Annotated in this window: 13 protein-coding genes; 6 read left to right on the top strand and 7 right to left on the bottom strand. The window is 69.4% G+C overall.

Going from position 1 to position 14,679, the window contains the following annotated elements:
- From ACFVJS_RS18655 to ACFVJS_RS18675, 5 genes are all read right to left on the bottom strand, one after another.
- The coding region (locus ACFVJS_RS18655; RefSeq protein WP_378883265.1) for a branched-chain amino acid ABC transporter permease at window positions 1–903 on the bottom strand (903 nt) is incomplete at its 3' end.
- Complete coding sequence (locus ACFVJS_RS18660) at window positions 900–1,772, bottom strand: branched-chain amino acid ABC transporter permease (protein ID WP_378883268.1); 873 nt, start codon at window positions 1,770–1,772, stop codon at window positions 900–902. The genes ACFVJS_RS18655 and ACFVJS_RS18660, both read right to left, overlap by 4 nt.
- Before the next feature lie 27 nt (window positions 1,773–1,799).
- Window positions 1,800–3,047: an ABC transporter substrate-binding protein gene (locus tag ACFVJS_RS18665; RefSeq protein ID WP_378883271.1), complete on the bottom strand. Its 1,248-nt coding sequence runs from the start codon at window positions 3,045–3,047 to the stop codon at window positions 1,800–1,802.
- Window positions 3,048–3,096: 49 nt separating this feature from the next.
- Entirely contained in the window at window positions 3,097–3,789 is a 693-nt protein-coding gene (locus ACFVJS_RS18670; RefSeq protein ID WP_378883274.1) for an ABC transporter ATP-binding protein, read from the bottom strand.
- Window positions 3,782–4,666 carry an ABC transporter ATP-binding protein gene (locus ACFVJS_RS18675; RefSeq protein ID WP_378883296.1) on the bottom strand — a complete coding sequence of 295 codons (885 nt, stop codon included), beginning with the start codon at window positions 4,664–4,666 and terminating at the stop codon, window positions 3,782–3,784. The genes ACFVJS_RS18670 and ACFVJS_RS18675 overlap by 8 nt, the downstream gene beginning before the upstream one ends.
- A gap of 67 nt (window positions 4,667–4,733) precedes the next feature.
- Between ACFVJS_RS18675 and ACFVJS_RS18680 the strand changes: the two genes are divergently transcribed.
- Together ACFVJS_RS18680 and ACFVJS_RS18685 are read left to right on the top strand one after the other, a co-directional pair.
- Complete coding sequence (locus ACFVJS_RS18680) at window positions 4,734–6,404, top strand: tannase/feruloyl esterase family alpha/beta hydrolase (RefSeq protein ID WP_378883276.1); 1,671 nt, start codon at window positions 4,734–4,736, stop codon at window positions 6,402–6,404.
- 54 nt (window positions 6,405–6,458) lie between these two features.
- Entirely contained in the window at window positions 6,459–7,958 is a 1,500-nt protein-coding gene (locus ACFVJS_RS18685) for an amino acid permease (protein WP_378883279.1), read from the top strand.
- A 48-nt stretch (window positions 7,959–8,006) separates the two neighbouring features.
- On the opposite strand, the gene ACFVJS_RS18690 is transcribed toward ACFVJS_RS18685, so the two are convergent.
- Window positions 8,007–8,969: a DUF5937 family protein gene (locus ACFVJS_RS18690; RefSeq protein ID WP_378883281.1), complete on the bottom strand. Its 963-nt coding sequence runs from the start codon at window positions 8,967–8,969 to the stop codon at window positions 8,007–8,009.
- A 57-nt stretch (window positions 8,970–9,026) separates the two neighbouring features.
- On the opposite strand from ACFVJS_RS18690, the gene ACFVJS_RS18695 reads away from it, so the two are divergent.
- A complete protein-coding gene (locus tag ACFVJS_RS18695) occupies window positions 9,027–10,292 on the top strand; it encodes an MFS transporter (RefSeq protein ID WP_378883283.1) in 1,266 nt (421 codons plus the stop codon).
- On the opposite strand, the gene ACFVJS_RS18700 is transcribed toward ACFVJS_RS18695, so the two are convergent.
- Entirely contained in the window at window positions 10,253–10,993 is a 741-nt protein-coding gene (locus ACFVJS_RS18700) for a hemolysin III family protein (RefSeq protein WP_378883286.1), read from the bottom strand. The genes ACFVJS_RS18695 and ACFVJS_RS18700 overlap by 40 nt on opposite strands.
- Before the next feature lie 88 nt (window positions 10,994–11,081).
- Here ACFVJS_RS18700 and ACFVJS_RS18705 point away from each other — a divergent pair, with 88 nt between their 5' ends.
- The 3 genes from ACFVJS_RS18705 (at window position 11,082) to ACFVJS_RS18715 (ending at window position 14,499) form a co-directional block, all read left to right on the top strand.
- Window positions 11,082–11,858 carry an isoprenyl transferase gene (locus tag ACFVJS_RS18705; protein ID WP_378883288.1) on the top strand — a complete coding sequence of 259 codons (777 nt, stop codon included), beginning with the start codon at window positions 11,082–11,084 and terminating at the stop codon, window positions 11,856–11,858.
- 353 nt (window positions 11,859–12,211) lie between these two features.
- Window positions 12,212–13,603: a PhoH family protein gene (locus tag ACFVJS_RS18710; RefSeq protein ID WP_378883291.1), complete on the top strand. Its 1,392-nt coding sequence runs from the start codon at window positions 12,212–12,214 to the stop codon at window positions 13,601–13,603.
- Window positions 13,604–13,791: 188 nt separating this feature from the next.
- The gene (locus ACFVJS_RS18715; protein ID WP_378883293.1) at window positions 13,792–14,499 is read left to right on the top strand and encodes a lytic transglycosylase domain-containing protein; all 708 of its coding nucleotides are present in this window, start codon (window positions 13,792–13,794) and stop codon (window positions 14,497–14,499) included.
- Window positions 14,500–14,679: the final 180 nt, after the last annotated feature.

Here is a 14,679-nt window from a genome sequence, read left to right on the forward strand (position 1 = left end):
GATCCCGATGCCGTCGAACCCGGACGAGGCCAGGTAGTCGGCGAGCATCACGATCAGCCCGGCGCCGATGACCCCACCCCACAGCGTCCCGATGCCACCCAACACCGTCATCAGGACGACCTCGCCGGAGGTGGCCCAGTGCAGCTCGGGGAGCGCCACGAAGCCGTGCGAGACGGCGAAGACGCCGCCGGCCAGGCCGGAGAGCCCGGCCGAGAGCACGAAGACGATGAGCTTGTAGCGCTCCACGTCGTAGCCCAGCGCCCGGGCCCGGGGCGCGTTGTCGCGGATCGCGACCAGCACCCGCCCGAAGGGGGAGTGGACGATCCGCCAGGCGGCCCACATCCCGAGCAGGATGATCGGCAGCGCCGCGTAGTAGAAGAAGAACGAGTCGGTCTCGACCGCCTCGATCCCGAAGAACGACCGCGGCACGCCCTGGAGCCCGTTCTCCCCGCCGGTGAGCGAGGAGGCCTGGTTGGCGATGAAGAAGAGCATCTGCGCGAAGGCCAGGGTGACCATCGCGAAGTAGATCCCGGACCGCTTCACCGACAGATAGCCGATCGGCACCGCCAGGACCATCGCGAACAGCGCTCCGCCGAGCACCGCGACCGGGAAGGGGACACCGAGGTGGATCGCGATCAACCCGGTGGCGTACGCCGAGCCGCCCCAGAATGCGGCGTGCCCGAACGAGAGCAGCCCGCAGTAGCCGAGCAGCAGGTCGAGAGCCACCGCGAAGAGCGCCCAGGCGGCGATGTCCATCGCCACCGGCGGGTAGACGAACCATGGCAGCCCGAGCGCCACCACCAGACCGACGGCCAGCAGCACCAGCCGCTGCCACGGCCGCGCCCCGGCGATCGCCGCGTGCTGTTCGCTGACGCTTGCGCCAGCGGTCGCGATCGACGTCATGCCGTCGCCTCCTCTCGACCGAAGAGACCGGCCGGCCGAGCCAGCACGACCACCGCCATGAGCACGAAGATGAGCACCTGCGCGAAGGTCGGGGCGTACGCCTGCCCGAACGCCTCCACGAGCCCGACCAGGAAGCCGCCGACGACGGCACCGACGATCGAGCCGAGCCCGCCGATGACCACCACCGCGAACAGGATGATGATGAAGTCGCTGCCCATCTCGGCGGTGATCGCCCGGAACGGTGCCGCCAGCACCCCGGCCAGCCCGGCGAGTGCGACTCCGAAGCCGAAGACCGGGGTCACCCAGCGCCCGACGTTGATCCCGAGCGCACCCGCGAGCTCCGCCCGCTCGGTCGCGGCCCGGACGATCATCCCCACCCGCGTACGCGTCATCAGCAGCCAGACGGCGAGGCAGACGAGCAGCGCGACACCGATCACGAAGAGCTGGTAGACCGGCAGCCCGACGCCACCCAGCTGCACCCGCCCGTCGAGTGCCGAGGGGCGCTCGTAGGGCAGGCCCGAGACCCCGTAGCGGCGCTTGACCAGGTCGACCAGCAGCAGGGTGAGCCCGAAGGTGAGCAGCAGGTTGTACAGCGGGTCGAGCGGCAGCAGCCATTGCACCAGCAGCCGCTCGACCAGCATCCCGAAGACCAGCATCAGCAGCGGCACCACGATCAGCGCCAGCCACAGGCTCATCCCGACGGTGTCCAGGAGCACCGCGGCGGCGACCGCTCCCAGCATGTAGAAGGCGCCGTGGGCGAAGTTGACCACGCCCAGCACCCCGAAGATGACGGCCAGGCCGAGCGCGGCCAGCGCGTAGAAGCTGCCGGCCGCGAGCCCTTGGACGGTGTACTGCAGAACCGCGTTCATACCAATCCCTCTCGACCTCGAATGCGGCTACATCGAGCAGCCGGACTCCGCCGCCGGGCGGAACGCCTCCTCGGCCGGGATCGTCTTGATGATCTCCTCGTAGTCCCAGTCCTCCTTGACGTCGGCCGGGCCCTTGACCCGGGCCAGGTAGACGTCGTGGATGACCCGGTGGTCCTCGGCGCGGATCTCGCCGTTGCGCAGGAACATGTCCTCGACCTTCTTGCCCTCGAGCTCCTCGACGACCTTGTCGGCGTCGTCGGTGCCGGCCGCCTGGACCGCCTCGAGATACTGCAGGGCCGCCGAGTAGTTGCCCGCGTGGGCGTACGTCGGCCGGTCGCCCGTCTCCTCCATGAACCGGTCGGCCCACTCGCGCGACTTCTCGTCGAGGTTCCAGTACCAGGCGTCGGTGAAGATCGTGCCCTCGAACGCCTCGACGCCGAGCGAGTGGATGTCGGAGATGAACATCAGCCCGACGGCCAGGTCGATGCCCTGGTCCTTCAGCCCGGACTCGTTGTACTGCTTGACCAGGTTGATCAGGTCACCGCCAGCGTGCATGGTGCCGATGACCTGCGGTTTCGCGGCCCCTGCCTTGGTGATGTACGTCGCGAAGTTGTCGTTCGGGAACGGCGTCGCGATCGTGCCGGCGACCTTGCCGCCGCCGGCCTCGATGGCACCGGTGAACGACTTCACCATGTCCTGGCCGAAGGCGTAGTCGGGGTAGATCAGCTGCCAGTTCTTGTCGCCTTCCTCGGTGACGACGGTGCCGGTGCCGTTGGCCAGCATCCAGGTGTCGTAGGCGTAGTGGAAGGTGTACTTGTTGCACTGCCCGCCGGTGAGCTCGGTCGTCCCGGCGCCGATGTTGATGTAGAGCTTCTTCTTGTTCTTCGCCTGTGTCGCGACGGCCAGCGCGGCCGACGAGGTCGGCACGTCCAGGATCACGTCGGCGCCTTCGCGGTCGTAGAGCTCCTGGGCCTTGGTGTTGGCGATGTCGGGCTCGTTCTGGTGGTCGGCGGAGGTCACCTCGATGTCGTCGACCACGGCCTCGTCGCCGTACTTCTCCTGGTAGTCGTCGATCGCCATCTGGATCGCGATCTTCGAGTTGGGGCCGGAGACGTCCTTGTAGACACCGGAGGCGTCGTTGAGCAGGGCGAGGACCACCTTGTCGTCGGTGAAGTCGCCTCCGGCAGCAGCAGGACCGCCGGCGCCGCAGCCTGCGGTGACCAGGACACCTGCCATCACCATCGAGGCGGTGGCAACTGTGCGTCGCTTGTTCATCGTGTCTCTCCTCGCGGGGGTTGGGACTGCGCTGTTGCTGGGCGGTACGTCAGATCCCGAGGTGTTCGAGCAGCTCGTCCTGACGTTCGACGAACTCGTCGTTGTCGAGGCTCTCGACCAGGCGGCCCTGGGCGAGCAGGTAGTGGCGGTCGGCGACGGTGGCGGCGAAACGTACGTTCTGCTCGATCAGGAGCACGCCGATCCCGGACTGCTTCGCGGTCCGCACGATGTCGCCGATCTGGGCGACGATGACGGGGGCGAGCCCTTCGGAGGGCTCGTCGAGAAGGAGCACCCGGGCGCCGGTGCGGAGCACGCGGGCGACGGCGAGCATCTGCTGCTCACCCCCCGAGAGCGTCGTCCCGCCCGCTCGCCGACGGCTGCCGAGAGCCGGAAAGGCGTCGTAGACCTGCTCCAACGTCCACGCGGACTCCGAGACGCGCGGCGGCAGCAGGAGGTTCTCCTCCACGCTCAGGTTGGCGAAGATGCCGCGGTCGTCCTGCACCCAGCCGAGCCCGGCGCGGGCCCGCTTGTGCGCGGGCAGCGTGGTGATGTCACGGCCGTCGAGCCGGACCGACCCGGTGAGGTGCTTGTGGAGTCCCATCAGGCAGCGGACCAGGGTGGTCTTGCCGGCGCCGTTGCGGCCGACGAGGGTGACGACCTCGCCCTCGGCCACGCTCAGCGTGGCCTCGCGCAGGGCCTGCGCCTCGCCGTACCAGGCGCTCAGGTTCTCGATCTCAAGCACTGTGAGCCTCCCCGAGGTAGGCGGTGATGACGCGGGGATCCGCGCGGACCTCGTCGTAGGCGCCCTCGGCGAGCACCGAGCCCTGCTGCAGGACGGTGACGCGGTCGGCCAGGTGGGCGACGACGTGCATGTTGTGGTCGACGAAGACGACCGTGCGGCCCGCGGCGATGCGCCGGACGAGCTCGATGGTGCGGTCGACGTCCTCGATGCCCATCCCGGCCGTCGGCTCGTCGAGCAGCAGCAGCTTCGGCTCGACGGCGAGCACGAGGGCGAGCTCGAGGGCCCGCTTCTGGCCGTACGCCATCAGGCCGGTCGGCTTGTCGGCCAGCTCGGTCAGGCCGACCTCGGCCAGCAGCCGGTCGACCTCCTCGCGGCGCCGCCCCAGCAGCTTCTCCGAGCGCCAGAACCTCAGCCCCTGGTTGGTGAGCCCCTGGAGTGCGATCTCCACGTGCTCGCGCGGGGTGAGGTTCTCGAACAGGCTCGTGATCTGGAAGGAGCGGGCCACCCCGTGCCGGGTGATCCGCTCCGGTGCCATCCCGGTGACGTCGTCACCGAAGACCGTGATCCGCCCGCTGGTCGGCTTGAGGAACCCGGTGAGCAGGTTGAACAGGGTCGTCTTGCCGGCGCCGTTCGGGCCGACGAGCGCGTGGACGGTGCCCTCGGCGACCTCCAGGTCGACAGAGCTGACCGCCCGGAAGCCGCGGAAGTCCTTGGTGAGGCCCTCGGTCCGCAGAGCCCAGTCCTGAGTCGGTGTGGTGCTCGTCACAGAGGCGACGCTAGGGAAGTGGTGAGACGTACGCCATAGGGGTTCGGGACACAGTGGGCCGGTCTGTTGTGTGGCATGCAACCATGCCGACCCGTCGAGCCCTGGCCACACCTCCGGCCGCGTAGTTGTGTGCGCGGTCCACATGGCGCACGTCACACCGCGTCGCGATCCTTGAGCCATGCCCCGCACCCTCGTACGCAGATTCCTGACCTTCGGCTCGTCGCTGGCTCTCGCCGCCGCGGCCCTGGTCGCCGGCCAGGTGCCCGCGAGCGCCGTACCGTCGGCGAGCACCACCGATTGCTCGGCGCTCGCCGGGCTGAGGATCCCCGCGCACCGCATCGGCCTGCCGACCACCGGCGCCGAGGTCACCGCGACGACGTCGATGCCGGCCTCCGGGACCGGCCCGACCGCACTCCCGGCCTACTGCCGCGCCGACATCGCGATCCACCCGGTCGACCCCGCGGCCCCGGACATCCGGATGGGCCTGGCGCTGCCGGAGGGCTGGAACGGGAAGACGATGATGTTCGGAGGCGGCGGCTACAACGGCACCGTCCCCAACCTCGCCCAGAACGTGCCCTTCGGCCCGGTCGACCAGCGCACCCCGCTCGGGCGCGGCTATGCGACCTACGCCAGCGACTCCGGCCACCAGGCCGACACCACCCGCCACCCGATCGCCAGCCTCGACGGCTGGTTCGGTCAGAACGACGAGGCGCTGCGCAACTTCTCGGGTGACGCGCTCAAGAAGGTGCACGACACCGCCCGGTTCGTCATCGCGAAGGCGTTCGGGCGCGCGCCCGGCACCGCCTACTTCGCCGGCGGCTCGACCGGCGGCCGCGAGGCGCTCGCGGTCGCGCAGCGCTGGCCGCGCGACTTCGACGGCGTGATCTCCGCCTATCCCGCCTGGAACGCCGCCACGCTCGACCTCTTCTTCGGCCGGATCACCCACGAGTTCGCCAAGCCGGGTGCGTTCCCGTCGAAGGTCCAGCAGGACCTGGTCGCCCAGCGGGTCCTGGCCGCCTGCGACGGTGGCGACGGCGTCGAGGACGGCGTCGTCTCCGACGAGGCCGGCTGTGACTTCGACCCGGAGACGCTGCTGTGCGGAGAGGGCGAGACGCCGGGCGCCACCTGTCTCTCGCGCGAGCAGGTCGACGCGGTGATCGCCGCCGACGGCAGCTGGCGGCTGCCCTACCGGGTCGCGAGCGGGGAGTGGGGCTACCCCGGTTTCCCGGTGCTGTCGGGGGCGCGGATGTCCACCCCGATCCTCGGCTTCGGCACGACCGCGCCTGCCGACCCGATGCCCGTGACCGCCGGCTACGGCATGCAGTTCTGGAACCAGTGGGCCAAGTACTTCGTCGCCCGCGACCCGCAGATCAGCCCCTTCGCGATCGACCCGGCCGCCCCGGGGAAGTGGCAGCGTCGGATCAGCGAGCTGACCGCGCTCCAGGACGTCAACGACGCCGACCTGCGCCCGTTCGCCCGCTCCGGCGGCCGGCTGATCCTGGTCCACGGCGCCGCCGACGAGCTGGTCAGCCACCGCTCCACGATCGACTACTACCAGCGCGTCCAGCGGGTGATGGGCAAGCGGGCGACGTCAGAGTTCTCGCGGTTCTACCTGGTGCCCGGTGCCAACCACGCCAACTTCGCCCCGGTGGCGTACTCCGCCTCCTACGACTCGCTCACCACGCTGGAGAAGTGGGCCGAGGACGGGGTCGCTCCGGACGAGAACCAGGTGGTCACCGACGGCAACCCCGGCGCCAACCGAACCCGGCCGTTGTGCGAGTGGCCGACGTGGCCTGCGTACGTCGGGGGACCGGTCTCGGAGGCGAGCAGCTTCCGGTGCAAGATGTGACGACCCGCACCCCGCCCCGTCGAGTCCACCTGACGAGATGGTTTGCTATCCCTCATGTCTGTTTGGCGCACCAAGTCCATCGAGCAGTCCCTTGCCGATGCCGAAACCCCGGAGTTCCAGCTCAAAAAGCGGCTCACCGCGGTTGACCTGACGGTCTTCGGGATCGGCGTCATCATCGGAGCGGGGATCTTCACCCTGACCGGTCGGGCCGCGGCCCAGTACGCCGGCCCGGGCGTGGTCTTCTCCTTCGTCATCGCCGCGATCTGCTGTGGCCTGGCGGCGCTCTGCTACGCGGAGTTCGCCTCGTCGGTGCCGGTGTCCGGGTCGGCGTACACGTTCTCCTACGCCACCCTCGGGGAGATGCTCGCGTGGATCGTCGGCTGGGACCTGATCCTGGAGATGGTCCTGGCGGCCTCAGTGGTCGCTCAGGGCTGGAGCGCCTACTTCGTGACCTTCCTGGCCGAGATCGGCATCACCTGGCCGGCCCACCTCGGTCCGCAGGACCAGCCGGCCTTCGGCGACTTCAACCTGGCTGCGCTGTTGCTGGTCGTCGCGCTCGTCGGCCTGATCGCCATCGGCATCAAGGAGTCGTTGCGCGTCAACCTCGTGCTCGTCGCGATCAAGCTCTTCATCGTCTGCTTCGTCATCGTCGCCGGGCTGTTCTACGTGTCCGGGGCCAACTACGACCCGTTCATCCCCGCGCGTGCCGGCGGCGTCGAGTCCGAAGGCATCCACCAGCCCCTGATCCAGTGGGCGTTCGGTCTCGAGCCGCAGACCTTCGGCGTCCTCGGGATCATCTCGGCCGCCTCGGTGGTCTTCTTCGCCTACATCGGCTTCGACGTCGTCGCCACCACCGCCGAGGAGGCCAAGAACCCGCAGCGTGACCTGCCGCGCGGCATCATCGGGTCGTTGGTGATCTGCACGATCCTCTACGTCGCCGTCGCGCTGGTCATCACCGGCATGGTGAAGTACGACGAGATCGACACCAGCGCTGCCCTGGCCACGGCGTTCCGTGATGTCGGGCAGGGCGGCTTCGCCACCTTGATCTCGGCAGGCGCCGTCGCGGGTCTGACCACGGTCGTGATGACGCTGATCATCGGAGCCGTCCGGGTGCTCTTCGCGATGAGCCGCGACGGGCTCCTCCCGGTGCGGCTCGCGCACGTGAACCCGAAGACCGGTACGCCGCTTCGGCTCACCTTCATCGTCGGCGCCGTCGTCGCCGTCGTGGCGACCTTCACCCCGGTCGGCCGGCTGGAGGAGATGGTGAACATCGGCACCCTGACCGCCTTCGCCCTGGTCTCGATCGCGGTGCCGGTCCTGCGCAAGCGTCGCCCCGACCTGCCGCGCTCGTTCCAGGTGCCGTTCAACCCGGTGCTGCCGATCGTGGCAGCGCTGATCTGCATCTACCTGACCCTCAACCTGAGCATCGAGACCTGGCTGCGGTTCCTGGTGTGGATGGCGATCGGCTTCGCGATCTACTTCCTCTACAGCTACCGCAACTCGCGGGTGGGCAAGGGCGGCGACGACAGCGTCGTCGAGCCTCTGCACATGTGAGACTCGCCGATGGCGAGGGGGCGCGCGGCCGGTGGCCGTGCGCCCCTTTCATGTCGCGGCGTGGACGAAACGATCGCCCAGGTCCGAGCGGAGGTAGAGGACCGACCGGCCGTGGCGGGCCGAGGTCAGGAGCCCGGCAGCGCGCATCGCTCGGAGATGCTGGTTGACGGCCGTGGTGGTGACCCCGAGACGTACGGCCAGTTCGGTCGAGGACGCCGGGGCCTCCAGCATGGTGAGCAGCCCGGAGCGGGTCTCGCCGATGAGGTCACGCAGCGCCTGCGGCGCCTGCGGCCGGTCGGTCGTCCACAGGGTGCCGAGGCCGCGCGCCGGGTAGAACATGACCGGCGGCTCCTTCGGTGAGATCGGGGTCGACGGGTTGCGGGTGAACAGGGTGGGCACCACGGTGAGCCCGACGCCCGCGGTCGTACGCCGGTAGTCGACCTTCGAGGTGGTGAGCCGGATCGAGAGGACGTCGTCGGCCAGAGAGACCCGTGGGGAGATGTCGGCGAACATCGCGGCCATGCCGGAGTGGACGATCGTGCGGCCGCGGTAGACGATGTCGGCCTCGAGCACCGCCCGCATCCGTTGCCAGTGCGGCTCGAAGCAGGCGTCCCAGTAGCCGCGGAGAGCGGCGACCACGCGACGCAGCACCGCCTGCGGGCGTCCGCTCAGGACCGCGGGCGGGGCGCCGTCGAAATGGACGGCGTCGAGGTCGGCACGGACGCGGTCCGGAGGCGTCGCCGCGACGACCGCGAGCTCGTCGTCGAGCCGTGCCAGTGGGTTGCGCGGCCGCGGGTTGAGGAAGTCCGGGGTCCAGAGCCGGTCGTTGGTCAGCGCGAGCAGGGTCTCGCGATCCAGGTCCGCGGAGCCCACGGAGCGGATCCACGGCAGGTGGAGCGGGAAGCGCCCCGGGTCGCGCAACGTGCGCAGCGAGAGGGTGAGCTCGTTGAGGGGCGAGATGGCGAACCTGACCTCGCTCAGGTCGGGACCGGCCAGCTCGTACCTGATCATGAAGCAATACGCTACATCGTTAACATTGGACGGGTCTCGGGTGCGACAACTGGGCCCATGATCCGACCTCCCAGCGATCCGGTCGAGCGCCCGCTCGTCGGCGCGATCGCCGCCCTCTCGCTCGCGCGGGGCATGTTCTTCGCCGTCAGCGCGCTCTACTTCACCCGGACCGTCGGGCTCTCGGCGGTCACCGTGGGCATCGGCCTGACCGTCGCCGGCGCGGTCGGCGTCGTGACGACGTACGCGGGTGGGCGGCTCAGCGACCGGTGGGGCGCCGACCGGGTGCAGTTGGTGGCGCTGACGAGCTACGGGATCGCCCTGCTGGCCTATGCCCTGGCGCGGGACGTGGTCGCGTTCGTGCTGGTCGCGACCTGGGTCTCGGCCTCGCGGGGCTTCCAGTCGAGCGCCCAGTCGACGCTGGTCGCGCGCTGGTTCGACGGTCCCGAGCGGGTGGCCGTACGTGCCCGGCTGCGGGTGGTCATGAACGTGATGATCGGGGTCGGGACGCTGCTCGCAGCGGTGGCGCTGGCCGTGGACACCGGCGCGGCCTATCGCGCCACGATGGTGCTCGTCGGCGTGCTCACCACGGTCGCGGCGGTGCCGCTCGTCGGGCTCAGGCGCCGCGTCGCAGGGTTGGGCGAGGCGATGGACGCAGGCTCCGGGCCCACGGTCGCCAAGGGGCCCTCACCGCTGCGGGACCGCACCTACGTGACCGCGACCGTGCTCAGCGGGGTGATGGCGATCCACTTCGGGGTCACGTCGATCGGGGTGCCGCTGTGGGTGGCCGACCACACCGACGCGCCGACCGTCCTGGTCTCCGTGCTCCTGGTGGTGAACACCGTCTACGTCGCGCTCTTCCAGGTGCGGGCCTCGCGCGGCACCCACGACATCGCGACGGCGGGGCGAGCCGTACGCGGCGCCGGCTTCCTGCTGCTCGGTGCGTGCGTCCTCTTCGCCGCGGCGGCCTACACCGGTCCCGCGCTCGCCACCGTGCTCCTGCTGCTCGCCGCGGTGGCCGCCTCGGCCGCGGAGACGCGGGGCGAGGCGGGCAGCTGGGGCCTGGCCTTCGAGCTCGCCGACCAGGAGCGGGCCGGTGCCTATCAGGGCGTCAGCCAGATGGGCTACGCGCTCGCCCACATGCTCGCGCCGCTGGTCGTGACCGCCACCGCGATCGACCACGGCACCGGCGGGTGGATGGCGCTCGGTGCGATCTTCGCGGTCACCGGGATCCTCACCGCGGTGCTGGCCCGGCAGGCGGCCGCGGCCCGGGCCCGGGTCGAGCCTCAGCGCAGCGAGTACGTCGCCAGCGAGACGCCGGTGTAGTGGACGATGAACGCCAGGATCGTGAAGGTGTGGAAGACCTCGTGGAAGCCGAACCACTGCGGCCACGGGTTGGGCCGCTTGAAGCCGTAGATCACGCCGCCGGCGGTGTAGAGCGCCCCGCCGACGCAGATCAGCGTGAACGTGGCGATCCCGATGCCGACGCCGAGGGCCACGGCGCCGGAGAAGAAGGACGGGATGAAGAAGATCGCCGCCCAGCCGAGCGCGATGTAGTTGGGGACGTACAGCCAGCGCGGGGCCTCGGGCCAGAACACCCGGAAGAAGACGCCGAGGATCGCTCCGGTCCAGACCACCGAGAGCAGCACGATCTGGGTGGTGCCCTCGAGGAGCAGCAGCGAGAACGGGGTGTAGGAGCCCGCGATCATCAGCATGATGTTGGCGTGGTCCCAGCGCTTCAGGATGGTGTGGGCGCGGGCGCTCCACTTACCCATCGCGTTGCCGCGGTGGTAGACCGCGGAGACGGTGAAGAGCAGCAGAGCGGCCATCGTGAACACCGCCGCGCCGAGCCGGGGCGCGCCCGACGGGGCGAGCACGATCAGCACGATCCCTGCGGCGAGAGTGAGTGGTGCGCTGGCCAGGTGGATCCACCCGCGGAGCTTGGGGAGGGCCTCGTGCACGGTCGAGGAGACCGAGTCGGTGATGGTGCCGACCTTGTGGCGCATCGCGTCCGTCATCTCAGTCATGAAGCACTAGGTTATCGGTCCACCCTGAAGATCCGGTGAATCGCGGCCCCCTGGGTGATGTCGTCACACCGCCGATACCCTTCTCCTCGTGGCAGACTGGAAGGACGGCGTACGTCGAATTCTGTATCCCGCCTACGAGGCGCGGATGCTGCGAAAGCTCGACACCTCCAAGCTGCCCAAGCACGTCGGGGTGATGCTCGACGGCAACCGCCGCTGGGCCAAGGAGGTCGGCCAGTCGACCGCCCACGGCCACCGTGCCGGCGCCGCCAACATCGAGCCGCTGCTGACCTGGTGCGACGAGATCGGCATCGAGGTGGTCACCCTGTGGCTGCTCTCCACCGACAACCTCAACCGGCCCGCCGAGGAGCTCGCGCCCCTGCTCGAGATCATCGCCGACGCAGTCGACTCGCTGGCCGACGAACGCCGCTGGCGGCTCCACCCGGTGGGCGCGCTCGACCTGCTGCCCGACTGGCTGGCCCACCGGCTCAAGGCCGCCGAGGAGGCGACCCGAGACGTCGACGGGATGCTCGTCAACGTCGCCGTGGGCTACGGCGGCCGTCGCGAGATCGCCGACGCCGTACGCGCCCTGCTCAACGAGCACGCCAGCCGCGGCACCTCGCTGGAGGAGCTCGCCCAGATCATCGACGTCGAGCACATCGCCGACCACCTCTACACCAAGGGCCAGCCCGACCCCGACCTCGTCATCCGTACGTCGGGGGAGCAACGCCTGGGCGGGTTCCTGCTCTGGCAGAGCGCGAAGTCGGAGTTCTACTTCTGCGAGGCCTACTGGCCCGACTTCCGGCGTACGGACTTCCTCCGTGCCCTGCGGGCCTACGCGCACCGCGAGCGTCGCCTCGGAAGGTGACCTGAATCGTCTGCGACCTCCGCTGCGTCCAGACGAGGGACGCTCAGCGCTGACCGCTGGGTGGAACAAACCGGTGGCGTCACCAGGTGTTCACAAAGAAAAATCGTTCGTGTTGCCACGGACCGTTGGTGCGGCGTCGTAGCGTTGTACCAACGGCGGGGAACAAATTCCCGTCGCACCTGGAGGCCCGTTACGTGAGTAGTCACGAACCGAACCTGCGTCAGGATCACATCGATCCCGACGGGTGTGAGGCGGTCGGCACCCCGACTGACGGTCCACCGTCCGGTCCATCTGATTGACGATGAAATGGCCGGACTCATGGGTGTATGAGCCGGTCGCGAGAGGTGATCCGCGTGGCCAACCGACCCACGAACGAGCATGTCACCGAGGCCGACACGTCGGCCGCTCCGACACCGGCGTCGGAGTCTTCTCCGGAGAGCGAGTCACCGCACCCGCGGACGTTCGTTCTCGACACCAGCGTCCTGCTCTCGGATCCGAAGGCCATGACGCGCTTCGCCGAGCACCAGGTCGTGCTCCCGGTGGTGGTGATCACCGAGCTGGAGGGGAAGCGGCACCACCCGGAGCTGGGCTACTTCGCCCGCTCCGCGCTCCGGCAGCTCGACGGGCTGCGGGTCACCCACGGACGCCTCGACACGGCGGTCCCGGTCGGCGAGGAGGGCGGCACGATCCGTGTCGAGCTCAACCACACCGACCCGTCCTCGCTGCCGAGCGGATTCCGTCTCGGGGACAACGACACCCGGATCCTCGCGGTCGCGCGCAACCTGCAGGGTGACGGGCTCGACGTCACGCTGGTCTCCAAGGACCTGCCGATGCGGATCAAGGCGTCCGCCGTCGGCCTCAAGGCCGAGGACTACCGCGGCGAGCGGATCAACGACTCCGACCCGGGCTACTCTGGGATGGCGGAGCTGGACGTCAGCGCCGCGGACCTCGACGAGCTCTACGACGACGGGGTCCTCGACCTCGACGCCGCCCGCGACCTTCCCTGCCACACGGGCCTGGTGCTGATGTCGGACCGGGGCACCGCGCTCGGCCGGGTCGGACCGGACAAGCAGGTCCACCTGGTCCGCGGTGACCGGGAGGCCTTCGGGATCCACGGCCGCTCCGCGGAGCAGCGGATCGCGCTGGAGATGCTTCTCGACCCGGAGGTGGGCATCGTCTCCCTCGGTGGCCGGGCCGGCACCGGTAAGTCCGCGCTCGCGCTGTGCGCCGGGCTGGAGGCGGTGATGGAGCGCAACCAGCACAAGAAGGTGGTCATCTTCCGTCCGCTGTTCGCCGTCGGCGGCCAGGAGCTGGGCTACCTGCCCGGCACCGAGAACGAGAAGATGTCGCCGTGGGGCCAAGCGGTCTTCGACACCCTTTCCGCGGTCACCACACAGGACGTGATCGACGAGATCATGGATCGCGGCATGCTCGAGGTGCTGCCGCTGACCCACATCCGTGGCCGGTCGCTGCACGACTCCTTCGTCATCGTCGACGAGGCGCAGTCGCTGGAGCGCAACGTGCTCTTGACGGTGCTCTCCCGCATCGGAGCGAACTCCAAGGTCGTGCTCACCCACGACGTCGCCCAGCGCGACAACCTCCGGGTCGGACGCCACGACGGTGTCGTCGCGGTGATCGAGAAGCTGAAGGGCCACCCGCTCTTCTCGCACGTGACCCTCACCCGCTCCGAGCGATCGCCGATCGCGGCGCTCGTCACCGAGATGCTGGAGAACGTGGTCCCGTAATCCTTGTCACGTCAACCGCCCCAGGCCTGTGAGGTCTGGGGCGGTTGTTATCTGTGTGACTCGTGTTACGGAAGTGATGCTCAGGACGGTCATTTCTGACCTACAAACGGTGCGTCCGGTTTGATACGGCTTGGTCGCTCATGCATTGTTTGCGGGTCTGTAATGCCTCAGCCCCCGAATGAGAGCCCGTGTCCAAGCCTGTTCATCGCGCCCCGCGACATCGCGGTGCGCCAGCGAATCCGCTTGTCGACGTTCCGCACAAGGCTGCGCGTACGACCGCCAAGACCACTCTTCTCCTCTCCGTTCTCGCCCTCGGCGGGACCGGCGCCGCAGTCGCAGGTGGGGTGGCCTACACCGGGCCCGCCACCGACGACCCGACGCTCAGCGCGGGTGAGGCGGCCAGCATCCCCGAGCTGACCGACGCCCAGCGCGCCGCGATCGAGGCCGAGTCCGCCGCCCGCGGCAACGAGACCTCCTCCCTGTCGCGTTCGGCCGGTGACCGCCGCGAGGTCGCCGACCCGGGCAAGCAGGCCGCGCTGTCGGCCGGCAACGACGTCCGAGCCATCGCCGGCGTCGAGGAGATCGAGATCGATCTCCGCAACCCCAAGGACATCGCCAAGTCGATGCTCGGCGACTACGGCTGGGGTCTCGACCAGTTCTCCTGCCTCGAACCGCTCTGGGAGAAGGAGTCGGGCTGGAACCACACCGCCGCCAACCCCACCTCCAGCGCCTACGGCATCCCGCAGGCCCTCCCCGGCTCCAAGATGGCCTCCGCCGGTGACGACTGGGAGACCAACCCCGCCACCCAGATCGAGTGGGGCCTCGGCTACATCAACGACCGCTACGGTTCCCCCTGCGGCGCCTGGAGCCACTCCCAGTCCGTCGGCTGGTACTGAACTTTTTGCGATTGCTTCGCAATGCGCGCAGCACCTCCGCTTGACCCTCGTCTTCCTCCGCTGCGCTCCGTCCAGAGAGGGGCGCTTCGGCGCTGGTTTGTGGCGAGCGGTGCCACCTGGCGGCCGAATCGTCAGTTGTGGGCGACGAAACTCGCGGTTCGTCGCCCACAACCACATTCT

It is taken from the genome of Nocardioides sp. NPDC057772 (assembly GCF_042798075.1).
Lineage (GTDB): Bacteria > Actinomycetota > Actinomycetes > Propionibacteriales > Nocardioidaceae > Nocardioides.